General features: G+C 67.1%; 22 protein-coding genes. 9 read left to right on the top strand and 13 right to left on the bottom strand.

Annotated elements, in window-relative coordinates; all coding sequences use genetic code 11:
* The first annotated feature begins 42 nt into the window (after window positions 1–42).
* The gene (locus B5X82_RS05620) at window positions 43–504 is read left to right on the top strand and encodes a peroxiredoxin (protein ID WP_079647125.1); all 462 of its coding nucleotides are present in this window, start codon (window positions 43–45) and stop codon (window positions 502–504) included.
* Here B5X82_RS05620 and B5X82_RS05615 read toward each other — a convergent pair.
* The 4 genes from B5X82_RS05615 to B5X82_RS05600 all read right to left on the bottom strand — a co-directional run bounded on the left by B5X82_RS05615 (window position 499) and on the right by B5X82_RS05600 (window position 5253).
* Window positions 499–1560 (bottom strand): PepSY-associated TM helix domain-containing protein, encoded by a 1062-nt coding sequence (locus B5X82_RS05615; protein WP_176152485.1) that lies wholly within the window; start codon window positions 1558–1560, stop codon window positions 499–501. The two genes, B5X82_RS05620 and B5X82_RS05615, sit on opposite strands and share 6 nt — an antisense overlap.
* Window positions 1557–3743: a TonB-dependent receptor gene (locus tag B5X82_RS05610; protein WP_079647123.1), complete on the bottom strand. Its 2187-nt coding sequence runs from the start codon at window positions 3741–3743 to the stop codon at window positions 1557–1559. The genes B5X82_RS05615 and B5X82_RS05610 overlap by 4 nt, the downstream gene beginning before the upstream one ends.
* Before the next feature lie 86 nt (window positions 3744–3829).
* Window positions 3830–4306 carry an RNA pyrophosphohydrolase gene (locus tag B5X82_RS05605; RefSeq protein ID WP_079647122.1) on the bottom strand — a complete coding sequence of 159 codons (477 nt, stop codon included), beginning with the start codon at window positions 4304–4306 and terminating at the stop codon, window positions 3830–3832.
* Window positions 4303–5253, bottom strand: a complete 951-nt coding sequence (locus tag B5X82_RS05600) for an alpha/beta hydrolase (RefSeq protein WP_079647121.1) — start codon at window positions 5251–5253, stop codon at window positions 4303–4305. The genes B5X82_RS05605 and B5X82_RS05600 overlap by 4 nt, the downstream gene beginning before the upstream one ends.
* Before the next feature lie 35 nt (window positions 5254–5288).
* Here B5X82_RS05600 and B5X82_RS05595 point away from each other — a divergent pair, with 35 nt between their 5' ends.
* The 5 genes from B5X82_RS05595 to xth all read left to right on the top strand — a co-directional run bounded on the left by B5X82_RS05595 (window position 5289) and on the right by xth (window position 9158).
* Window positions 5289–6236 carry a histone deacetylase family protein gene (locus B5X82_RS05595; RefSeq protein WP_079647120.1) on the top strand — a complete coding sequence of 316 codons (948 nt, stop codon included), beginning with the start codon at window positions 5289–5291 and terminating at the stop codon, window positions 6234–6236.
* Entirely contained in the window at window positions 6236–7063 is an 828-nt protein-coding gene (locus B5X82_RS05590) for a ferritin-like domain-containing protein (RefSeq protein ID WP_079647119.1), read from the top strand. The genes B5X82_RS05595 and B5X82_RS05590 overlap by 1 nt, the downstream gene beginning before the upstream one ends.
* A 142-nt stretch (window positions 7064–7205) precedes the next feature.
* Complete coding sequence (locus B5X82_RS05585; RefSeq protein ID WP_223811016.1) at window positions 7206–7835, top strand: M23 family metallopeptidase; 630 nt, start codon at window positions 7206–7208, stop codon at window positions 7833–7835.
* 72 nt (window positions 7836–7907) lie between these two features.
* Window positions 7908–8243, top strand: coding sequence for an iron-sulfur cluster insertion protein ErpA (erpA, locus tag B5X82_RS05580; protein WP_079647117.1), 336 nt, complete (start codon window positions 7908–7910; stop codon window positions 8241–8243).
* Between the two features lie 138 nt (window positions 8244–8381).
* Entirely contained in the window at window positions 8382–9158 is a 777-nt protein-coding gene (gene xth, locus B5X82_RS05575) for an exodeoxyribonuclease III (protein WP_079647116.1), read from the top strand.
* A gap of 72 nt (window positions 9159–9230) precedes the next feature.
* On the opposite strand, the gene B5X82_RS05570 is transcribed toward xth, so the two are convergent.
* Genes B5X82_RS05570 through lptF form a run of 6 tightly spaced genes read right to left on the bottom strand, consistent with a single transcriptional unit; the run spans window position 9231 to window position 14530 of the window.
* Window positions 9231–9527 (bottom strand): DUF1244 domain-containing protein, encoded by a 297-nt coding sequence (locus tag B5X82_RS05570; protein ID WP_079647115.1) that lies wholly within the window; start codon window positions 9525–9527, stop codon window positions 9231–9233.
* 10 nt (window positions 9528–9537) lie between these two features.
* Window positions 9538–10170, bottom strand: a complete 633-nt coding sequence (locus B5X82_RS05565; protein ID WP_079647114.1) for a LysE family translocator — start codon at window positions 10168–10170, stop codon at window positions 9538–9540.
* 52 nt (window positions 10171–10222) lie between these two features.
* A complete protein-coding gene (locus B5X82_RS05560; protein WP_079647113.1) occupies window positions 10223–11371 on the bottom strand; it encodes an N-acetyltransferase in 1149 nt (382 codons plus the stop codon).
* Entirely contained in the window at window positions 11371–12201 is an 831-nt protein-coding gene (locus B5X82_RS05555) for a sterol desaturase family protein (RefSeq protein WP_079647112.1), read from the bottom strand. The genes B5X82_RS05560 and B5X82_RS05555 overlap by 1 nt, the downstream gene beginning before the upstream one ends.
* 35 nt (window positions 12202–12236) lie before the next feature.
* A complete protein-coding gene (gene lptG / locus B5X82_RS05550; RefSeq protein WP_079647111.1) occupies window positions 12237–13331 on the bottom strand; it encodes an LPS export ABC transporter permease LptG in 1095 nt (364 codons plus the stop codon).
* The gene (lptF, locus tag B5X82_RS05545) at window positions 13328–14530 is read right to left on the bottom strand and encodes an LPS export ABC transporter permease LptF (RefSeq protein ID WP_079647110.1); all 1203 of its coding nucleotides are present in this window, start codon (window positions 14528–14530) and stop codon (window positions 13328–13330) included. Before lptF ends, lptG begins: the two co-directional genes overlap by 4 nt.
* Before the next feature lie 190 nt (window positions 14531–14720).
* On the opposite strand from lptF, the gene B5X82_RS05540 reads away from it, so the two are divergent.
* From B5X82_RS05540 to B5X82_RS05530, 3 genes are read left to right on the top strand one after another with little or no spacing between them, the layout of a single operon-like run.
* Window positions 14721–15167 carry a DUF2141 domain-containing protein gene (locus B5X82_RS05540; protein ID WP_223811017.1) on the top strand — a complete coding sequence of 149 codons (447 nt, stop codon included), beginning with the start codon at window positions 14721–14723 and terminating at the stop codon, window positions 15165–15167.
* Window positions 15168–15169: 2 nt separating this feature from the next.
* Window positions 15170–16141, top strand: a complete 972-nt coding sequence (locus B5X82_RS05535; RefSeq protein WP_079647108.1) for a diacylglycerol/lipid kinase family protein — start codon at window positions 15170–15172, stop codon at window positions 16139–16141.
* 13 nt (window positions 16142–16154) lie between these two features.
* The gene (locus B5X82_RS05530; protein ID WP_079647107.1) at window positions 16155–17078 is read left to right on the top strand and encodes a hypothetical protein; all 924 of its coding nucleotides are present in this window, start codon (window positions 16155–16157) and stop codon (window positions 17076–17078) included.
* Window positions 17079–17130: 52 nt separating this feature from the next.
* Here B5X82_RS05530 and B5X82_RS05525 read toward each other — a convergent pair whose 3' ends face one another.
* The 3 genes from B5X82_RS05525 to B5X82_RS05515 form a co-directional block, all read right to left on the bottom strand.
* Window positions 17131–19116 (bottom strand): ATP-binding protein, encoded by a 1986-nt coding sequence (locus B5X82_RS05525; RefSeq protein WP_079647106.1) that lies wholly within the window; start codon window positions 19114–19116, stop codon window positions 17131–17133.
* 64 nt (window positions 19117–19180) lie between these two features.
* Window positions 19181–20413: a serine palmitoyltransferase gene (spt, locus tag B5X82_RS05520; protein WP_079647105.1), complete on the bottom strand. Its 1233-nt coding sequence runs from the start codon at window positions 20411–20413 to the stop codon at window positions 19181–19183.
* Window positions 20388–20630 carry an acyl carrier protein gene (locus B5X82_RS05515; RefSeq protein ID WP_047166461.1) on the bottom strand — a complete coding sequence of 81 codons (243 nt, stop codon included), beginning with the start codon at window positions 20628–20630 and terminating at the stop codon, window positions 20388–20390. The genes spt and B5X82_RS05515 overlap by 26 nt, the downstream gene beginning before the upstream one ends.
* Between the last annotated feature and the right edge of the window lie 41 nt (window positions 20631–20671).

Here is a 20671-nt window from a genome sequence, read left to right as displayed (position 1 = left end):
CTTCGCCCCGTCCTAAAGGTCTCCTGATTCAGGAGACATGCGATGCTCAAGGAAGGCGACAAGGCCCCCAACGTGACGCTCGACCTGCCCGACGGCAGCAAGACGAGTGTCGCCGGAGAGGCGGGCAAGATCCTCGTCCTCTATTTCTACCCGAAGGACGACACGCCGGGCTGCACCACCGAGGCGCAAGGCTTCACCGCGCTGGCCGACGATTTCGCCAGGGCGGGCGCGACGATCATCGGCGTGTCGAAGGACAGCGCCGCGCGCCACCAGAAGTTCATCGACAAATATGGCCTGAAGCTCCGCCTCGCCTCCGACAGCGACGGCAGCGTGTGCGAGGCGTTCGGCACCTGGATCGAGAAGTCGCTCTACGGCCGCCAATATATGGGCATCGACCGCGCGACCTTCCTGATCGGCAAGGACGGCACCATCGCGCGCATCTGGCGCAAGGTGAAGGTCAAGGGCCACGCCGAGGAGGTGCTCGCCGCCGCGAAGGCCTTATAGCGGGCGCCTCGGCTTCGGCCGCCGGAACCAGAAACTCCACACCGCGAGGCTGCCGAGCAACGCGAGCGCCAGCCCCGACAGGGTGATGACGATCCGCCAGCCCAGGCCGCCGACCTTCGCCGCGTGGAGCGGGTAGATCATGTTGTAGCCGCGCGCCTGCCGGTCGAAGCCGCGGGCGTCGCGCGCGGCGACCAGCCGTCCGCTGTCGGCCGCGAACCACAGCATCGTCCGGCCATTGGGCAGCCACTCCTCGGGCTGGCGCATCCGCACCGCGATCAGGCCGCTGTCCTTGCGCGGCAGGCTGAGCAGCCGCAGCTCGGCATCGGGGAAGCGCGCATGCGCGGCGCGGACGATCCCGGCCCAGTCGATCCGGTCGGACAGCGGCACGCCCAGCGGCTTCGGCGGCTTCATCGCCCGCTCGACCGCGGCGGAGGTGCCGGGGCCCAGCGCCACGACGGCAACCGGCCGGAAGATCATCACCGCGCCAGTGTAGAGCGACATCGCCAGCAGCGGGGCCATGACGATGCCGAGGTCGCGATGATGTCGGACGATCGCCGGCCGGCTCATCCGCCTCGGCCATAGCCGCCATTCGAAGGTCTTGCGCGTCCTCCACCACAGGATCACGCCCGATATCACGAAGAACAGACCGCACAGCGCGGCGATGCCGATCACCACTTCGCCCGCGTCGCCGGCGAAGAGATGGTGGTGGAGGTCGAACAGCCACAGCTCGGGCCGTTCCCACTGTCTGTCCCAGCGGCTGACGATGTTGCCCGCCTGATCGGCATAGGCGCCCGCGCCCTTGGCGTAAGACAGGCGCAGCAGACCGAAGCCGTCGCTGGCATAGAGGATGCTCTGCGGCCGCGCCGCCGGATCGGCCATCAGCCGCGCGGTCGCGGCGGCGAGCGCCCCCGCGTCGGCGACGCGGGCGTCCGACGCATGCGGCAGGCCTATCCAGGCATCGCGATGGACGAGGATCGCGCCGGTCAGCCCCAACAGGGCGAGCACCAGCCCGATCAGCCCGCCGGTCCAGCGATGCAGCGTGTCGAGCAGGCTCAGAAGCGATAGTCCCAGCTAAGCGTGAAGTTGCGGCCCCGGCCGGCGAAGTTGAAGAAATTGTCGGTCGGGCGCTGCGTCGAGGAGGCGTAATCGATATACTGCTTGTCGAAAAGATTCTGGACCGAGAAGGTGAAACCGCCCAGCCGCGTCTGGTAGCGGATGCTCGCGTCGGTCAGGTCGTAGCCGCCAAAGCTGTTGCGCGGGTCGAGCACGATCTCACTGCTCCGGAACGTCCGGCTCAGATAGAAGTTGGTCTGTACCCGCGCCGAGACCGCACCCCGGTTGAAGCTGGCGGCGAGGTTCAGGCGATCGGGCGATATGTTGGCGCCGTCGAGGTCGGTGCCGGCCGTGCCGTCGGGCGTGGCGCTGGCGTCGTAGCGGCCCTTGATATGGGCGTAGCCCACCGACAGCCTCAGCCCGTCGATCGGCATACGGACGCCGGCATTGAGCTCCAGCCCCTCGATCTCGACCCGCTGCCGGATGACGTTGAAGATGCCGTCGCTGCCGGCGACGAGGATCTGGCCCTGGTTGCTCGACGACCAGAAATAGGTGACGCTCGCGTCGAGCGGGCCGCGCTTCACCTCGACGCCAACCTCGCGGTTGTTCGAGATGACCGGGCTGATATCGAGATAATTGTCGAGATCGATGCCGGGCTTGCCGATCGAGCGGGTGATGCGTCCGATGTCGGCGACGGTGAAACCCTCGGCATAGCTGGCATAGGCGCGAATGCCCTTCCACGGCTCGAAGATGATGCCGCCATTGACCAGCACGTCGTCGAATTTCGGCTTGCCGCCCCCGACCGTGACGCCGCCATAGGCCGTCGGATTGGCTGCCGTCACCGTAGTCGAGGCCAGCGTCCGGAAGTCGTCTATCTTGATCTGGACATTCTCCCAGCGCGCGCCGCCCGCCACGCGGAGCTTCTCGTCGAACAGGGCCAGGTTGAGCTGGGCGAAGGGCGCGAGGCTGCGGAAATCGCTGGGCGGCACCCAGATCCGGTTGGTGGCGATCAGCCGCTGCTCGGTCTTGTCGAACAGGGCGTCGAAGCCGAGCGTGCCGGTCAATGCCTCGAAACCGGGAAGCGCGCGCTCATAGCTGATCTTGAAGCCGAGCTTGCGCGACCGGTTCTGCGACTGGTCGAACAGCGCGCCGACCGGCGCGATCGTCGGATCCTGGAAGGTCGCCTGCGTAACCGGCTCGCCGCCGAAGGTATCGCGGGTCCGGTTGAAGAAGAGCTGGCTGACGAAGTTGCCGCCGCCGAGATCGGTGTCGGTGACCGAGAGCGCGACGCTTTCGGTGCGGCTCTCGGCGGGTTTGAGCGGCGGGTTGCCGCGCGTGGCGCTTGTCGGCAGGCCCGCCGCCTTATTGCCCGCCACAGCGATATAGTCGCCGTCGACCTTCATCTCGTAACGGCTGGCGATCAGGTCGATGCGGCCGGTGTCGCCGAGCTGGTAGCCGAACCGCCCGAACAGCGAGAGCGTCCGCGAATCCTGGGTTTCGCCCTGGGTCAGGTTGACGCCGACCCGGCGACCGTCACCGTCGTAGAAGACCGCGCGCTTCTCATAGGCGGCGCCGACCGTCGCGTCGAAGCGGTCCTTGCGATACTGGATCAGCCCAGCGGCCTTTCCGCCCAGGCCGTCCTTGCGGAAATGATCGTCGGCATTGCCCTGCAACAGCACGCGACCGCCGAACCCTTCGGCGGTCGGCGGCGCGACCGTCACCTGGTTGACGATGCCTCCGGTACCGCCGACGCCCTGCAACGCGTTCGAACCGTAGATCACCTCGACCCGGTCGATGAAGAAGCCGTCGATGGTGAAGCCGTCGCGGCTGCCGTCGCGCAGCGGGGTGGTCTGCGGGATTCCGTTGATCGCATAGAGCGGCGAGCGGCCGCGCAGCGTCTCGCCCGCGCCGGACATCTTCTGCCGGGTCGGCGAGAAGGACGGCGTCAGCGTCGCGATCGAATCGATCACCGATCCGGAGATCGACATCTGCTGGTCGAGTTCGGACTTGCCGACGATGTCGATGGTCAGCGGCAGCGCATTGGCCGGCAGGATGCTGCGCGCTGCGGTGACGACGATGTCTTCCTTCGCCGTTTCGGCAGCGGCGTCAGGCGAGACCTGGGCCAGGGCGGGCATGGCGATGGCGAGCGCCGAGACGGACGCGGCGATGCGGAACGGACGGATCATCTTTCCCCTTTCTGATGGGGAGCCGCTAATCCTTGTCGTTTATTTCTGCAAGTGATTATCAGTAGCGCAGATTCGCAGCCGATGGATCAGCGCGGCAGATGATCGCGGAACGTCTCGATCACCCGCGTATAGAGCGCGCGCTTGAACGGCACGATCAGGTCGACCAGCTCGCCGGCCTCGGCCCATTTCCACGCGCGGAATTCGGGTTCGGGCGTGTCGAGGTTCACATCGGCGTCGGTGCCGAGGAAGCGTGCGACGAACCAGTGCTGCGCCTGCCCGCGGTATCGGCCGCCCCAGATCTTGCCCATCAGCTCGGGCGGCAGGTCATAGAACAGGACCTCCGGCGCCTTGGCCAGTATCTCGACGAGCTCGGGCCTGATGCCGGTCTCCTCCTGGAGCTCGCGCAGCGCGCCGGCCTGCGGCTCCTCGTCCGGATCGAGCCCGCCCTGCGGCATCTGCCAGGCCTCGAGCGCACTGTCGATCCGCTGCGCCACGAACACCTTGTCCTCGGCATTGAGCAGCATGATCGCCGCAGCGGGGCGATAGGGAAGCGTCTTCTTCACGGCCGATATTCCTCGATCATCATCCGGAAGGCGGTGAGGCAGCCGCGCAGGTCGTCCTCCGACGAGGGAATCGCGCGGCGAAGCGTGAGCCAGCCGTGGATATTGCCCTTGGCCTCGCGATAGACCACCGGCACGCCCGCCTCGATGCAGGCCATCGCATAGGCCCGCCCCTGATCGAGCAGCGGATCGAGCGTCGCCGTCACGACCAGCGCGGGCGGCATGCCGCGCTGGTCGCCAAGCCGAGGCGAGGCGCGCCAATGGTTGAAGTCGGGTGCATAATGGCCGTTGAACCAGCGCAGCGTGTCGAGGTTGAGCATATAGCCCTCGCCCAGCCGCTCGGTCGACGGATAGCGCTTGCGCAGGTCGACCGCGGGATAAAGCGGCCAGATCGCGATCACCGGCAGCGCGGCGGGGTGGTTGCGCAGCGCCATCGCGGTGACGATCGACAGCGTGCCGCCGCCGCTGTCGCCACACAGCGCCAGTGCGTTGAAGCGGCGTCCGAACAGCATGCCCTGCTCGGCGACCCACCGGGTCGCGTCCTCGCAATCGTCCGGGCCCGCAGGCCAGGGATGCTCGGGGGCAAGCCGATAGTCGATCGACAACACCGGCAGGTCGAGCCCGATGGCGATGTCCGCCGCCGCCGCGTCGTACAGCTCGATGTCGCCGAGCACGAAGCCGCCGCCGTGGAAGAAGACGACCAGCGGCCCTTCGTCGCGCTCAGGGCGCGGATCGTAGAATCGTGCGGGGATCGACCGGCCGTCGTGGGTCGCGATGAACAGATCCTCGCGGGTCGTGATCGGCGGGCTGTCGACATCCGCGAAGACGCGCAGCCGGGCCGACATCTCGCGCGCGGCCGGCGGGTCGACCTCATAGGTCTTGGGGCCGGCGCGATTGTTGATGTCGTCGAGAAAGGCGCGGACGTCGGGGCGGACAAATTCCTCGTTCATGGCTTTCCATCGGCAAAATCGGATAATGAGGCAAGATGCTGCATGTCGTTCACCACCCTCATTATGTCTCGCCGGCCTCGCCGGGAAGCAGCTTCAGCTTCGACAAATATGGACTGGTGATGCATGCGCTGACCGAGAGCGGGGCCGCTCCACACCTCCACCAGCCCGAAGCGATGCCGCGAGACTGGATCGAGGCTGTCCACGATCCCGACTATGTGGCCGAGGTCGCCGCCTGCCGGGTGCCGCCGGACAAGGCGCGGCGGATCGGCTTCCCGGTTACCGAGCGGGTGGCGCGGCGCGCCTTCCTCGCCCCCGGCGGCACCTGGTTGGCGGCGAAGCTGGCGCTGCGGCACGGCTATGCCGCCAACGGCGCGGGCGGCAGCCACCATGCGATGGCGGACAGCGGCGCCGGCTATTGCGTGTTCAACGACCTCGCCATCGCCGCCAACCGACTGATCGCCGAGCGCGACGCCGCGCGAATCATGATCGTCGACCTCGACGTCCACCAGGGCGACGGGACAGCGGTGCTGACCGCCGGCCGTCCCGACATCTTCACCTTCTCGATCCACAGCGAGCGCAACTTCCCAGCGCGCAAGGCCCGGTCCTCGTTCGACCTGGGGCTGCCCGACGCGACCGGCGACGCCGATTATCTGGCGGCGCTGGCGGCGCACCTGCCCGCCGCAATCGACATCTTCGCGCCCGACCTGATCCTTTACCAGGCCGGGGTCGACCCGCATCGGGACGACCGGCTCGGCCGACTCGCGCTCAGCGACGAGGGGCTGGGCGACCGCGACCGCTTCGTGATGCGGCAGGCGCGGCGGCGCGGCATCCCGCTGGCCAGCGTGCTCGGCGGCGGCTATGGCGACGACCGCCTCGCCGTGGCACGGCGGCACGTCCGCTCGATCCTCGCGCTCCATGAGGCTTTCGACGAAGCCGGTCCGCTTGCCGGGGTTGGTACCGCCACCTTGTTGGATTCACTCTGATGCTCCCCGACATCTCGGCCGTCTGCCGGGCCGTGCTCGACGAACCTGAACCGATCGCCAAGGTGAAGGCGGCGCGCCGGGCCGCTCGCGACTGGCGGCTCGGCCGGATTCCATGGGGCTTCGCCACGGCGATGCCCGACTGCCCGGCCCGCACCGATCGCCCGCCGCTGCTGCCGCCGTCGCGCATGCCCAAGCGCGGACGCGCCGGCTCGCCCCGCGCCCGGATCGCGATGCTCCATGCGCTCGCCCATATCGAATATGTCGCGATCGACCTGGCCTTCGATCTGGTGGGCCGGTTCGGCGGGCATTTCCCGCAACGCTTCGTCGACGAATGGATCGCGGTCGGCGCCGAGGAAGCGATGCACTTCGCGCTGATCGAAAGGCGGCTGAAGGCCTATGGCGCACGCTATGGAGACCTCCCCGCGCATGACGGGCTATGGGAGGCGGCGGCCGAGACGGCGCATGATCCGCTTGCCCGGCTGGCCGTGGTGCCGATGGTTCTCGAAGCGCGGGGCCTGGACGTAACCCCTTCATTGATAAGCCGTTTCGAAGCCGCCGGCGACGAGCGATCGGCCAGCGTCATGCGCCGCATCGCCGACGACGAGGTCGATCATGTTGCGGCCGGGGTCGGCTGGTTTCGATTCTTGTGCGACGCAGCGCGAATCGATTGCGCGCGGAGTTGGCAATCGATGGTCCGGTTACACTTCCGCGGCGCGGTTAAGCCTCCGTTCAACGACTCGGCGCGCGACAGAGCCGGTTTAACGAAAGAGATGATGGCCGGGGTTGCCGCCCCCTGTGATCTTTCTCACAAACCATCCGTCGCGTGAGGGGGGGCATTTCCTGACGTCGGCACAACAGGGTCCGGCCGGGTGATCCGGTTCGGGCAAATGTTCCGATGTCGGGGGAATTATGCTCTTCCTTGGTACTGTTCTTCCGACGCTTCGGCGCCTGTTCACCTGCTCGACCCCGATGATCCGCGCGAAAGCGTTCGCCGCAGCGCTGCTGCTGTCGGCGTCGGCTACGCCTGCCCTGGCACAGGACGGCGATCTTTCCCCCAACGCGCAGGCCGCCGCGCAGTTCCAGGCGATCTTCCAGTCGTGGAAGAAGCTGGACACGGTCAACGTCGCGAACACCGGTGCGATCTCGATCCCGTCGATCCTGCCGATCGCCAAATTCACCTTCTCGAGCGCCTTCGGCGTCCGCTCCGACCCGTTCGCCGGGTCGGCTGCGATGCATGCCGGCATCGACCTCGCCTCGCCCAGCGGCACCCCGATCTATGCGACCGCCGACGGCATGGTCGATCGCGCCGAATGGTTCGGCGGCTATGGCAACATGGTCGAGATCGAGCATGGCAAAGGCATCTCGACCCGCTACGGCCACATGTCGCGCATCGCCGCCCATCCCGGCCAGCGGATCAAGCGCGGCGATCTGATCGGCTATGTCGGCTCGACCGGCCGTTCGACCGGCAACCACCTCCATTACGAGGTCCGCATCGACGGCCGCGCGGTCAACCCGGTGCCGTTCCTGCAGTCGGCCAACTACATCATGGCCGTCAACGAGCAGACTTCGGACATCGCCCAGGGCGGTCCCGAGAACTGATCTTCTTCCCGGCGGCAAGAGAATCGGCCGCCGGCGATTGCCGGTAGCCCTTTTCATTCCTATCTTGATGGCATGGACGCAACGCCCGACATCGACCTGACCCCGTCCGCTGCGGCGCGGGTCGCCCTGATCGCCAGCAAGACCGGCAAGCCGGCCATATTGCGGCTCGCGATCGACGGCGGCGGCTGTGCCGGCTTCCAATACAAATTCGAGTTGGCCGACGCCCCGGCCGAGGACGACACCGTCGCCACCCGCGATGGCGTGACGCTGGTGGTCGATCCGATGAGCCTCGACCTCGTGCGCGGCGGCGCGGTCGACTATGTCGAATCGCTGGGCGGTGCGGCCTTCCGGGTCACCAATCCCAACGCCGCCTCCGGCTGCGGCTGCGGTTCCAGCTTTTCGGTCTGACGGCGACCGTCATTCCGGCGGAGGCCGGAATCTTGGGAGGCCCTGCCTCGACCTCTTCTCCTCTCTCCCGAGATCCCGGCCGGAATGACGTGCAGTTCTACGGGTGACGCTGCCCTCCGACCGCGCTATCCCCGCCGCATGAAGATCGCGACCTTCAACATCAACGGGATCAAGGCCCGTCTCCCCCGCCTCGTCGAATGGCTCGAGCAGAAGGCACCCGACGTCGCCTGCCTGCAGGAGATCAAGACCTCCGACGAGACCTTCCCGATCGCCGAGATCGAGGCCGCAGGCTACGGCGCGATCTGGCACGGGCAGAAGGGCTTCAACGGCGTCGCGATCCTCGCCAAGGGGACACAGCCGGTCGAGCGGCGCAAGGGCCTGCCGGACGACCCCGATCCCAGCCACAGCCGCTATATCGAGGCCGAGGTGAACGGGGTGATCGTGGCCTCGATCTATCTGCCCAACGGCAATCCGGTGCCGGGGCCGAAGTTCGACTACAAGCTCGCCTGGTTCGACCGGCTGATCGACCATGCCGCCGAACTGTGGGCGGGCGAGATGCCGGTGGTGCTGGCGGGCGACTACAACGTCATCCCGACCCCGTCGACCGACGACGTCTTCTCCGAACGTGCGATGGCGAGCGACGCGCTCACCCAGCCCGAGAGCCGCGCTGCCTTCCGGCGCCTGTGCAACGCAGGCTGGACCGATGCGGTGCGGACCATTCATCCGCATGGACCGGTCTACACCTTCTGGGACTATCAGGCCGGCGCCTGGCAGCGCGACGCCGGCTTCCGCATCGACCATCTGATGCTGAGCCCGGCCGCCGCCGACCGGTTGACCGATGCCGGGGTCGACAAGGATACCCGCGCGCTGGAGAAGGCCAGCGACCACGCGCCGACCTGGATCACCTTGCGCTAGAACATCGTGCGTTTCGTTGAGCGCCCCCACCGCCGCTCCTCCTGAGGAGCGGGTCAGGTAAAAGCTCGCGGATCAGCCGGCCTTGTTCTTCGCCACGCTCGCATCCATCCGGGCGAGCTGCTCGGCGGTAGCGGGCGGCTGCTTCGCCTTCCATTCCGAATAGGGCATGGCGTAGATCGCCTCGCGCGCCGCATCCTTGTCGATCGCACCGCCCGCCGCCTCGGCGAGCCAGTCGGACAGGCAATTGCGGCAGAAGCCGGCCAGCCCCATCAGGTCGACGTTCTGCGCATCGTCGCGGTGCTGGAGGTGGCGGACCAGCCGGCGGAAGGCCGTAGCGGCATGCTTGTCGTCGATATCGTCTATGGTCACTTCGCTCTCCTCATCGTTCGCGCCACGCCAGCAGCGACAGGCCGAACAGGACGAACAGCGCGCCGCTCATACGGCTGACCTGGCGCTGCCATTCGGCGCGGCGCAGATAGCGCGCCAGCGTCCGGCCGCCGGTCGCATAAGTCAGATACCAGCCGCCTTCGATCACCACGAAGGTGGCGAGCAGGATCGCGAACTGCGGCGCCTTCGGCAGCGCCGGGCTGACGAACTGGGGGAAGAAGGCCGCGGCGAAGATCAGGGCCTTGGGGTTGCTGAGGCTGATCAGCACGCCCGCCCGGAACAATTCGCCTGCGGTACGGCCGTTCAACTGGGCGGCGCCGGCGTCGATGTCGATCGGCGGAATGTCGTCGCGCCAAGCCTTGATACCGATCCAGATCAGATAGGCCGCGCCGACCACCTTGATCACGGTCAGGAGCTGCGGCACCGCCGCGATCAGCGCGCTCATCCCCATCGCCGACAGGCCGAACAGGCCGAGCAGCGCGAGCAGGCAGCCCGCCATGGTGAAGAACGCTCGCCGGAAGCCGTGGCGCATGCTCTGCGTCATCACATGGAGCATGTTCGGCCCCGGCATCGCCGAGATCACGAAGGTCGCGCAGACGAAAAGCCACCAGCTATGAAGAGGCATGGTCCCTCCGATCCGGTTCGCGTAAATGACGGCCGCGCGCGCGCGGCGACCCTCAAAGATCCTTCGAATAGATCCGGTAGGTCTTGTTGACCCGGCTGTCGATCGTCTCGGCGATCGAGCGCATTCCCTGATTGTCCTCGAGGATCCAGCCGATCTCGCCGCGCGTCGCGCCATAGTTTGCGACCGAATCGCGGCGGATGTACTCGATCATCATGAAGGCGAGCTGGCTGGCGAGACGGGTGGCCTGCAGCTTCTTGACGACGCCCATCAGCGGCACGCGCATCGTCTTCACCTGCGGCTTGCGCAGCCGCCACAGCAGCCTGGCCCAGTTGAAGGGGAAGAGCCGCCCGTCGAGATCGGCCATCAGCTCGTTGAGATCGGGCCAGGTCATCATGAAGGCGACCGGTTCGCCGTCCACCTCCGCGACGCGGATCAGGTCCTCGAACACGATCGGCTTCAGCTTCTTGCCGGTATAGGCGATCTCGGCCGGGGTAATCGGCACGAACCCCCAATTGTCCGACCAAGCATCGTTGAGGATCGACAGGATCAGTTGGGCTTCCTCGTCGAAGCGGCTCTTGTCGACCTTGCGGATGCGGATGCGCGCATTGCGCTCGCCCGAGCTTACGATCCGCTGGACGAGCGGGGGGAAATCCTGGGTGATGTCGAGATCGTAGGTCAGGAGATCCTTGATCCCCTTATAGCCGAGGGGCTCGATCCAGCCCTGATAGGCCGGATTATCATGTCCCATCATCACCGTCGGCGGATGATCGTGTCCCTGGACGAGCAGGCCCGGCTCCTCCCAGATCGAGCAGCTCAGCGGCGCCATGACGCTGGTCATGCCCTTGTCGCGCAGCCATTGCTCGGCCTGCGCGATCAGCGCGGTCGCAACCTCCCGGTCGACCGCCTCTAGCAGACCCCAATTGCCGATGCCGGGTCCGCCGCCCTGCTCGGCCGGCATCGCATGCCACAGCCGGTCGAAATGCGCCGAGATGCGCCCGACCGGCTTGCCGCCCCGCTCCGCCAGGAACAGCTGCTGCTCGGCATGCTCGTAGAAGGGGTTCTTGCCCGGCGTGATCAGCTCAAGCGCCTCGACCCGGAGCGGCGGCACCCAGTTCGGGTCCTTCGCGTTGAGGGTATAGGCCAGCTCGACGAAGCGCTTGCGGTCCGCCTTTCCGGCAACGGGACGGATGACGAGCGACATCAGTGCGGGATGCGCTGGCTCGGATGGCCGGTCGCGACCCCGCCGGACAGGCGCGCCACCCAGGGATAGCGCTCCGCCACCTCGGGCGTGTAGCCGAGGTTGAACACCGTCTCGCTCTTCTTGTCCTTGTCGATCCGCTCGTAATAGGTGCGGAAGAGCTTGTCCCAGAAATAGTTGGTGATGCCGTAATTGCCGCGCTCGTCATGGAAATGATGGGCCATGTGGCGTGCCTTCATCTCCATCACCCACTTGCGCTTCGGCTTGTAGGCGAGGTGCTGGATACAGTGGAAGAATTCGTAGATGCAGGTCGTGATCAGCCCGGTCGCGAAGGCGGCCAGCGCGGCGCCGGTGCCGCCGATCAGATAGCCGATCGGGGCGGTCGCGAGCGCGATCGTCGGCAGCGTGGTGTGGAGCGCGCCGAACAATATCTCGAGCCGGTTGGGGTCCTGATGATGATCATAGTGGATGCGCTTCCAGGTCGACGCCAGGAAGGGCACCTTGAACATCCACCGGCTATGCAGCACCCAGCGGTGCAGGCAGTACCAGACGAGCGGATAGACGAAGACCGAGACGATCACCGCCGCCGCCGTCGGCAGCACCGGCGCCGGGTAACGGAAGTACAACCCGATCGCGATCGCGGCGCACAGCAGATAGCCGATGATCGCCGGATATTGGAAATAGGCGATCCACAGCTCCCGCAGCGTCATGCGGTCGAGATGATGTTCCTTGGCCCAGAAGGCGGGCTTGATGGCCGACAGCTTCACGCAAACCTCGAATTCGAAAACCGCCCCTGACCGGGGCCCATATGGGATTGCGATCTGAATTGGCAATGCGGCGCTTTTACGACCGCATGGCGTCGAAAAAGCTATTCTTCGGTCCGAATCAGCACCGTTTCGCCGATCAGCAGGAACAGGAGGAACGGCGCCCAGGCGGCCAGGAAGGGCGGATAGGCGCCGAGATTGCCCATCGCCAGCGCGAAATTATCGGCGACGAAATAGGCGAAGCCGAGCGCCATGCCGATCACTGCGCGGACGAACAGGTGGCCCGACCGGGCAAGGCCGAAGGCGGCGACGGCGGCCAGCAACGGCATCAGCACCGCCGACAGCGGCCCCGACAGCTTGTGCCACAGTCCCGCGCGCAGCGGCCCGGTCGGCCGGCCCGCCGCGTCGAGATCGGCGATCGCCGTGCGGAGCTGGACGATCGACTTCGACGCCGGATCGACGTTCGCAAGAGTGAAGCGGTCCGCCGTCACCCCCTTCGCGAAATCGAAGCTGGCGAGCCGAACGGTCACCCCCTTGGCCACGTCGAACCGGCTGGCGCCGGCGACCCGCCAGCCGCCGCCGGCCTGGACGGCGCGAGCGCCCTCGATGATCGAAATCAGCCGGCCGCCGTCGCGATCGTAGATGGTGACGCTGTCGAGCCGCGCCTGCCTTCCCCGCCCGCGCACCGCCGCGGCGTGGATCAGATCGTCGCCGTCGCGCACCCAGACATTGGGAACGATGCCGCGATCGCGCGGGATCGGGCCGTAATCGGCGTCCTGCCAGGCGGTCAGCGTCGCGGTCGCGCGCGCCACCACCCGTTCGTTGAAGGTGAAGGAGACGATGCCGACGCCGAGGCTGGCCACCACCAGCGGCGCCAGGATCTGGTGCGCCGAGATGCCCGCTGCCTTCATCGAGATGATCTCGCTGTTCTGGTTCAGCGTGACGAAGGTGATCAGGGTCGCGAGCAGCGCCGCGAAGGGCAGGAAACGCGCGATGATCTGCGGCGTGCGCAGCGTGACGTAGAGCCAGAGCTGCGCGTCGCCATTGCCCGGATAGGCGAGGATGTCCCCCGATTCCCCGAGCAGGTCGAGCGCCATCAGCACGATCACCAGCGCCGCCAGCACCGCCGCGAAGCGCACCAGGAACATCCGGGCCATGTAGAAGGTCATGGTCCGCGACGCGAAGAAGGAGATGTTCATGCCGCCTCCTTCCGGCCGAAGCGGATCCAGCGCACGACCGACTTGACCGCCTTGTCGGCGCCGCGTTCGAGCGCGCCGATCGGCTGTCCGCCCGGCACATGGGCGATGGTGCGGTACATCCACCACACCAGCGCGGCGAAGGCGAGGAACGGCACCCACAGCGCGATCAGCGGATCGATCCGGCCGAGCGCCGCGACCGATGCCGCATATTCGTTGATCTTGTGCTGGGTCACGATCATCACGATCGACAGGAACACGCCGAGCGCCGATGAGGATCGCTTGGGCGGCACCGCCAGCGCGAGCGCGAGCATCGGCAGCAGGAACATCGTCGCCACCTCGACCAGCCGGAAGTGGAATTCGGACCGGAACTGGGCGCGCTGCTTGGCCGGCGTGGTCGCCCGGTGCGCCGTCACCACCAGCTCGGGCATCGTCATTTCGAGGTCGCGACCGCCGCGCTGGCGGAACGCCTCCATCTTCGGCAGATCGATCGGCAGGTCGTGACCGACGAACTGGAGCACGCGCGGTTCCTTGAACTGAGGCGCGTCATGGACGAGCACGCCCTTCTGGAGCCGCAGGATGATCGTGTCGGGATCGTCGGTGGCCAGGAACTGGCCGTGCTCGGCGGTCACCGCCAGGCTCTTGCCGTCCTTCGATTCGGTCATCACGAAGATACCCGACAGCTCGCGTCCGCCCTCGCGGCTGCTTTCGACCCGAATCGTCATCCGCTTGCCGAGCTTGGTGAACTCGCCGACCTTGATCGAGGCGCCGAGCGCACCGGAGCGCAGCTCGAAGCGCAGCCCTTCATAGGCGTAGCGGGAATAAGGCTGGATGAAGCCGACTATGGCAAGATTGAGGAGGGCGAGCGCGACCGCATAATAATAGGGTACCCGAAGCAACCGGCCGTAGCTCATCCCCACCGCGCGGAACACGTCTAGCTCGGACGACAGCGCCAGCCTGCGAAAAGCGAGCAGGCAGCCGAGCATCAGCCCAATCGGAATGCCCAGCGACATATATTCCGGGATCAGATTGGCGAGCATCCGCCATACGACGCTGACCGGCCCGCCCTCCGACACGACGAAGTCGAACAGCCGCAGCATCTTGTCGAGGGTCAGCAACATCGCGGCGATCACCAGCGTCGCGAGCAGCGGCGTGGCGATGAGTCGGGCGACATAGCGGTCGGTCAGCGTGTCAAATCTCAATTTTTCGACGCCCCGTGACCATGTTCTGGCCGCAATCGCAGCCCACCTTCCGACTCATGGGGGCGGTGTGCCGGCCATGCGTTCGCGGATGGCTATAGCTTCCAGGAGTAGTGAGGTCATGTCGAAACTTGTGGCTGGGATGGTTGGACTCTCGCTTGTGGCGGCTCTGCCGGCCGCGGCAGGGGCAGCTATGCTCGGTCCCGACGCGACCGCGTGCGAGGGCGGCGGCCCTGCGATGCTGGTCCATGTCGAAGGCTTCAAGAAGCGTACCGGCATGCTCCGGGTCCAGTCCTATGGCGGCAATCCGACCCGTTATTTCGAAAAGGGCACCTGGCTGCGCCGGGTTGACGTGCCGGTTCCGGCTTCGGGCGCGGCCGACATCTGCGTCCCCGTCCCGGCCAACGGCAACTATGCCGTCTCGGTCCGCCATGACATCGACGGATCGGGCAAGACCGGCATGAACGACGGCGGCGGCATGTCGGGCAATCCGAAGCTGTCGCTGATGGACGTGATCTTCCGGCGCAAGCCCAATCCCGACAAGGTGCAGGTGACCGTCCATGGCGTCACTCGGGTGCCGGTCGTCCTCAACTATGTCCAGGGCGGCTCGTTCGGTCCGCTCGCGATGGCGGCGCGCTGACGATGGCGGCGGTCGCGCTCCTGTCCAATCCGCGCTCGACGGGCAATCTGTCGATGCTGCCGCGGATGCGGAGCTTCTGTGCCTCGCACAGCGACATCTTCCATTATGAAGTCGAGTCGGTCGAGCAGATCGGCGAGGCGCTGCGCACCATCGCCCGGGTCAATCCGAAGGTGCTGGTGGTCAATGGCGGCGACGGCACGGTGCAGGCCGCGCTGACCGAACTCTATCTTGGCGACCATTTCGACGGGTCGCCGCCGCCGGTGGCGGTGCTGCCCAACGGCAAGACCAACCTGATCGCGCTCGACCTGGGCGCCGTCGGCGATCCGATCGCGGCGCTCGAGCGGGTGATGGAGATCGCCCGCAACGGCATCGACGACCATGTCGTGGTGCGCGAGCTGATCGCCCTGTCCGACGGCGCCGACGGCACCCGCCCGGTGCTGGGCATGTTCCTCGGCGGCGCCGGCCTCGCCGACACGATCCTCTATTGCCGCAACAAGATCTATCCGCTCGGCCTGCCCAACGGTATCAGCCATTTCCTGACCGCGATCGCGGTGCTGGTCACGCTGATCCTCGGCATCCGTACCGCCTTCCTGCCGCCCGCCGCCCGCCCCATGAAGGTGTCGATGATGCGGCACGGCCAGTTGCAGGGCCGTTTCTCGCTGCTGATCGTCACGACGCTGCACAAGCTGCTGCTGGGCAGCAGCACGGGCAACAGCGCAGCCTCGGGATCGCTGCAGATGATGGTGGTCGAGCAGCGCCCCATGCCGCTGCTGCGCGCGCTGTTCGCGGGCATCTTCGGCCGGGTTGGCCGCGGCAATATGGACGGTGTCCATTTCGAGCGCGGCGACGAGATCAAGATCGAGGGCGAGCGCTCCAGCGTGATCCTCGACGGCGAGATATTCCAGGCCGACGCGGGCAAACCGATCATCCTGAAGACCACGCCGCCGGTGCCCTTCCTGCGCCTCGCCGCCTGAACCGGGCAGCGGCATGGACCTCGAAGCGCTGGTGGCGGCGGAGCTGGCCGAACCGGTCGACCGGCGCGTCGCCGCTATGGCCGAAGCGATCGCCGTACAGTATCCGGCGGCCGCGCGCGCCGTGCTGTTCTACGGGTCCTGCCTGCGCGAAGCCAATCTCGACGGGCTGATGCTCGATTTCTACCTGATCGTCTCGGACTATGCGGACGCCTTCGGCAAGGGCTGGTTCGCCTTCGCCAATCGCCTGCTGCCGCCCAACGTCTTCCCGTTCGAGCATGACGGGCTGGTCGCCAAATATGCGGTGCTGAGCGAGGCCGACTTCGCCCGTCTCGCCTCTTCGGCGACGCGCAACGTGTCGGTCTGGGCGCGCTTCGCCCAGCCGTCGCGGCTCGTCTGGGCCGCCGACGCGGCGGCGCGCGAGGCGAGCATCGTCGCGACGAGCCTCGCCGCCCCCGCCCTGCTGGCCGCCGCCCGCCCGATGATCGCCGACCGCATCACCATCGACCGGCTGTGGGGCGAGGCCTTCGCGCTGACCTATGGCGCAGAGCTGCGCGCCGAGCGCAAGGGCCGCGCCGGTTCGGTGGTCGATGCCGATCCCGATCGCTATCGCCGCTTCACCCTTCCGGCCCTCGCCGCCGCCGCGATCGATGCGGCGATCGAGGGGGACGAGGTCGTCTTCGCCCGCCCGCTCACCACCGCCGAACGCCGCGCGGGAGAGAGGCTCTGGGCCCGGCGGCGGCGCGAAGGCAAGGCGCTGACCCTCGCCCGGCTGGCCAAGGCCACCACCACCTATGCCGGCGGGATCGATTACCTCGCCTGGAAGATCAACCGCCACGCCGGCGCCGCGATCGAGATCAAGCCGTGGCAGCGCCGCTGGCCGATCCTCGGCGCCATCGCCCTCCTCCCCCGCCTGCTGGCGAAGGGCGCGGTGAAGTAGGAAGATTTCTTCAGCGTCACCACGGCCTTCGCTGGGTGACGTCTAACCGACGCTAAGCCGCTTGCGACGTCGGCGGCTTGCCGCGGCGGTCGATCGCGCGGGCGACGGCGTTGCCGAGCGCCGCGATGGTGAAGGGCTTGCGGAGCACCTCATAGCCCGCGAAGTCGTCGCTCTGCCCGGCTTCGCCGACATAGCCGGTGACGAACAGCACGGCGATGTCGGGATAGTCGCGGCCGATGCTGCCGACCAGTTCGGGGCCCGTCATCCCCGGCATCATAACGTCGGTCAGGACGAGGTCGACGCCGCCGTCCTCCGACAGCATCGCCAGCGCTTCCTCGCCCGAGGCGCAGGCGCGGACGATGTGGCCGAGCTCGGTCAGCCCGGCGCGGGTCGATGCCTGGACTCGAGGATCGTCCTCGACCAGCAGGATCGACAGCGCCCCGACCTTGGGCCGCGCGGTCCGGTCGGCGACGGCGTCGTTCCGTTCCGCCGCCACGCCATGATAGCGCGGCAGGTAGAGCGAGATGGTCGTGCCCTTGCCCACTTCCGAATCGACGCGGACGTCGCCGTGCGACTGGCGCACGAAGCCGAAGATCTGGCTAAGGCCGAGGCCGGTGCCCTTGCCGACCGGCTTGGTCGTGAAGAAGGGTTCGAAGGCGCGGGCCAGCACCTGCGGGGACATGCCGCAGCCGGTGTCGGCGACGCTGATCCGGACATAGTCGCCCGGCTTGACGTCGGCTGGATCGCCGGCCGCAACCGTGATGTCGGCCACCGAGATGTCGAGCCGCCCCGCCCCCTCCATCGCGTCGCGGGCGTTGACGGCGAGGTTGAGGATCGCATTTTCGAGCTGGTGCGCGTCGGCCCAGATCGGCCAGTGCGCGCCCGCCGTGTCGACATGGACGGTGACGCGCTCGCCGAGCGTCCGGTCGAGCAGGACGTTCATGCCCGCGACCAGCTTGGCCGGCAGCACCGCGTCGGGCAGCAGCGGTTCGGCGCGGGCGAAGGACAGCAGGCGGCGGGTGAGCGCCGCCGCGCGGTCGGCGCCTTCCATCGCGCCGTCGAGATGGACGCCCGCCTCGGCCGGGCGCTGCGCGATCTTGCGCCGGGCGAGATCGAGCCCGCCGACCACCACCGCCAGCATATTGTTGAAATCGTGCGCGATGCCGCCGGTGAGCTGGCCGACGGCTTCCATCTTCTGCGCCTGGGCGAGCTGCGCCTCGGCGCGCACCCGTGTCTCGCTCTCCTCGCGCAGCCGATCGTTGGCCTCGCGCAGTTCGCGCGTGCGTTCGGCGACGGCGGCTTCCAGCTGCGAGGCGCGGTCGGCCTCGGCTTCGGCCTGTTCGGCGGCATGGGCGCGCTGCGCCGCTGCGGCAGCAGCCAGCCAGCCTAGCAGGATGGCAAGGCCCATCAGGACGAGGCCGAGCACCGAGAGCAGCGTCGCGAAGCCGTTGGCCCGTTCGGCCGAGAAGAAGGTCGCCTCGGACCGCACGCCGAGCCGCGCCCGTTCATTGGCGGCGATGCTTTCGAGGGTCGCGGATATGGCGGCGACATTGGGGGATTCGCCAGCCTTGTTGAACATGCCGATCGCGTACCAGCCCTTCCCGACATTGGCGAAAGACGCCGCCGCGGTCAGTTCCTTGTCGCGTTCGTTCGCCAGCCGTTCGAGCTGGCGGACCAGCTTGACCTGATCGGCCTGTTCACCGACCAGCTTGTCGAGCTGGCGGAGCTGGCTCATCGCCCGGCGCCATTCGTCGTAATAGATGGTGCCGACCTTGCGATCGCCGTTCACCACATAGCGGCCGAGCGCGGCTTCCGAACGCGCGAGCGACGCATCAAGCGACCGGGTCAGCACCATGATATCGTAGCTGTGCTGCTCGCGCCGCAGCGCATCGTCGCGCGCGGCGTTCGATTGCGCCACCATCATGACGACGGCGACGAGCAGGCCCAGCGCCGTGAGGGCGAGGACCGCTGCCGCGAGCGCACGCTGCGTCGCCGGGGACAGACCCCGTCTCAAGGCGTCGGGAGAGAACGTCGCCATGGCCGCATTGTACCGCAGCCGCAGCGATGGGCAAAGCCGCCAATCCGACGAAGCGTTGGAAAGCTCAGGGGATTACCCCCGTGGCGCGTCCCGCGCTTTCGAACATGCCCAGGATCTGCTCGACCTGTTCGTCGCTATGTTCGGCGCACAGCGAGCAGCGCAGCAGGAACATGCCCGCCGGCGTCGCGGGCGGACGGGCAGTGTTCACATAGAGCCCCGCTTCGAGCAGGCCCTGCCAGAGCGTGACCGCCTGGGCCATGTCGGTCAGGATCACCGCGATGATCGCCGACTGGGCGGTCTCGGTGCCGAGCTTGTAGCCCATGTCGCGCAGGCCCTGGTGCAGGCGGCGCGAATTCTTCCACAGATGCGCGCGCTTGTCGCCCGCGTGCATCAGCTTGCGGATCGAAGTCGCCGCGGTCGCGACCACCGATGGCGGCAGCGAGGCGGTGAAGACATAGGGTCGGCAGACGAGGCGCAGCACCTCGAACTTCGGATGGTTGGAGACGCAGAAGCCGCCGACCGTGCCGACCGACTTGGAGAAGGTGCCGACGACGAAGTCGACATCGGCTTCGACCCCGGCCTCCTCGAACACGCCGCGGCCATGTTCGCCGAAGAAGCCCATGCCATGCGCCTCGTCGACGAGGATCATCGCGCCGTGCTTCTTCGAGACGGCGACCATCTCCTTGAGCGGGGCGATGTCGCCCATCATCGAATAGACGCCTTCGAGGACGACGAGCTTGCCCGCCTCGGCCGGCAGGCGGCCGAGCCGCTTGTCGAGGTCCTCGACCGAATTGTGTCGGAACCGCACGATCTCCGCGTCGCCGAGCCAGCAGCCGTCATAGATCGAAGCGTGGCTGTCGGCGTCGAGGATGATGTAGTCGCCCTTGCCGGCCAGGGTCGAGATCATCCCGAGATTGGCCTGGTAGCCGGTCGAGAAGACGATCGCGTGATCGGTGCCGTAGAAGGCCTTGAGCGCATCCTCGCACGCCTTGTGGCCCTGATAGGTGCCATTGAGCACGCGGCTGCCGGTGGTGCCCGAGCCGAATTCGTCGAGCGCCTGCTTGCCCGCGGCGATGACGTCCGGATCGAAGGTCATCCCCATGTAATTATAGGTGCCGAGCAGGATCGTCTTCTTGCCGTTGATCATCGCCTCGGTCGGCGACAGCACCTTGTCCATCACGATGGCGTAAGGATCGCGCACCCCGGTGGCGAGCAGCGCCTCGCGCTCGGCGATCAGCGGGTCGAACTTGGAAAGGAGATCGGCCACCGGGTCAGCCCCGCAACTTGGCGACGGCATCGACGAGCTGGCCGACAGTCTCGATCTCGGCCTGCATGTTCATCGTGATGATGATGTCGAACTCATCCTCCACCGCCGCGACGAAATCCATGACCGTCAGGCTGTCCCATTCGAGATCGCCGGCGAAGGTCGTCGTCTCGGCCAGGTCGATGCCCTTCTTGTTGAACGGCTCGATCTGCTCGGCGACGCGGGTGAAGATGTCTTCTCTGCTGCTCATGCCATGTCCTTAAGGTCGTTGGGCCGCGCATGACAAGCGAT

This window comes from Rhizorhabdus histidinilytica, from assembly GCF_900167915.1.
Taxonomy (GTDB): Bacteria; Pseudomonadota; Alphaproteobacteria; order Sphingomonadales; family Sphingomonadaceae; genus Rhizorhabdus; species Rhizorhabdus histidinilytica.
Note: the sequence above shows the minus strand (reverse complement) of the source record. Positions and strands in the feature narration are given on the sequence as shown.

What these genes read in the sequence shown, in the direction of transcription:
- B5X82_RS05620 (WP_079647125.1), top strand. Translation starts at nt 43, where the DNA reads ATGCTCAAGGAAGGCGACAAGGCCCCCAACGTGACGCTCGACCTGCCC.
- B5X82_RS05610 (WP_079647123.1), bottom strand. Translation starts at nt 3,743, where the DNA reads ATGATCCGTCCGTTCCGCATCGCCGCGTCCGTCTCGGCGCTCGCCATC.
- B5X82_RS05600 (WP_079647121.1), bottom strand. Translation starts at nt 5,253, where the DNA reads ATGAACGAGGAATTTGTCCGCCCCGACGTCCGCGCCTTTCTCGACGAC.
- B5X82_RS05595 (WP_079647120.1), top strand. Translation starts at nt 5,289, where the DNA reads ATGCTGCATGTCGTTCACCACCCTCATTATGTCTCGCCGGCCTCGCCG.
- B5X82_RS05590 (WP_079647119.1), top strand. Translation starts at nt 6,236, where the DNA reads ATGCTCCCCGACATCTCGGCCGTCTGCCGGGCCGTGCTCGACGAACCT.
- B5X82_RS05585 (WP_223811016.1), top strand. Translation starts at nt 7,206, where the DNA reads ATGATCCGCGCGAAAGCGTTCGCCGCAGCGCTGCTGCTGTCGGCGTCG.
- erpA (WP_079647117.1), top strand. Translation starts at nt 7,908, where the DNA reads ATGGACGCAACGCCCGACATCGACCTGACCCCGTCCGCTGCGGCGCGG.
- xth (WP_079647116.1), top strand. Translation starts at nt 8,382, where the DNA reads ATGAAGATCGCGACCTTCAACATCAACGGGATCAAGGCCCGTCTCCCC.
- B5X82_RS05565 (WP_079647114.1), bottom strand. Translation starts at nt 10,170, where the DNA reads ATGCCTCTTCATAGCTGGTGGCTTTTCGTCTGCGCGACCTTCGTGATC.
- B5X82_RS05560 (WP_079647113.1), bottom strand. Translation starts at nt 11,371, where the DNA reads ATGTCGCTCGTCATCCGTCCCGTTGCCGGAAAGGCGGACCGCAAGCGC.
- lptG (WP_079647111.1), bottom strand. Translation starts at nt 13,331, where the DNA reads ATGAACATCTCCTTCTTCGCGTCGCGGACCATGACCTTCTACATGGCC.
- B5X82_RS05540 (WP_223811017.1), top strand. Translation starts at nt 14,721, where the DNA reads ATGCTCGGTCCCGACGCGACCGCGTGCGAGGGCGGCGGCCCTGCGATG.
- B5X82_RS05535 (WP_079647108.1), top strand. Translation starts at nt 15,170, where the DNA reads ATGGCGGCGGTCGCGCTCCTGTCCAATCCGCGCTCGACGGGCAATCTG.
- B5X82_RS05530 (WP_079647107.1), top strand. Translation starts at nt 16,155, where the DNA reads ATGGACCTCGAAGCGCTGGTGGCGGCGGAGCTGGCCGAACCGGTCGAC.
- B5X82_RS05525 (WP_079647106.1), bottom strand. Translation starts at nt 19,116, where the DNA reads ATGGCGACGTTCTCTCCCGACGCCTTGAGACGGGGTCTGTCCCCGGCG.
- spt (WP_079647105.1), bottom strand. Translation starts at nt 20,413, where the DNA reads ATGCCGTCGCCAAGTTGCGGGGCTGACCCGGTGGCCGATCTCCTTTCC.
- B5X82_RS05515 (WP_047166461.1), bottom strand. Translation starts at nt 20,630, where the DNA reads ATGAGCAGCAGAGAAGACATCTTCACCCGCGTCGCCGAGCAGATCGAG.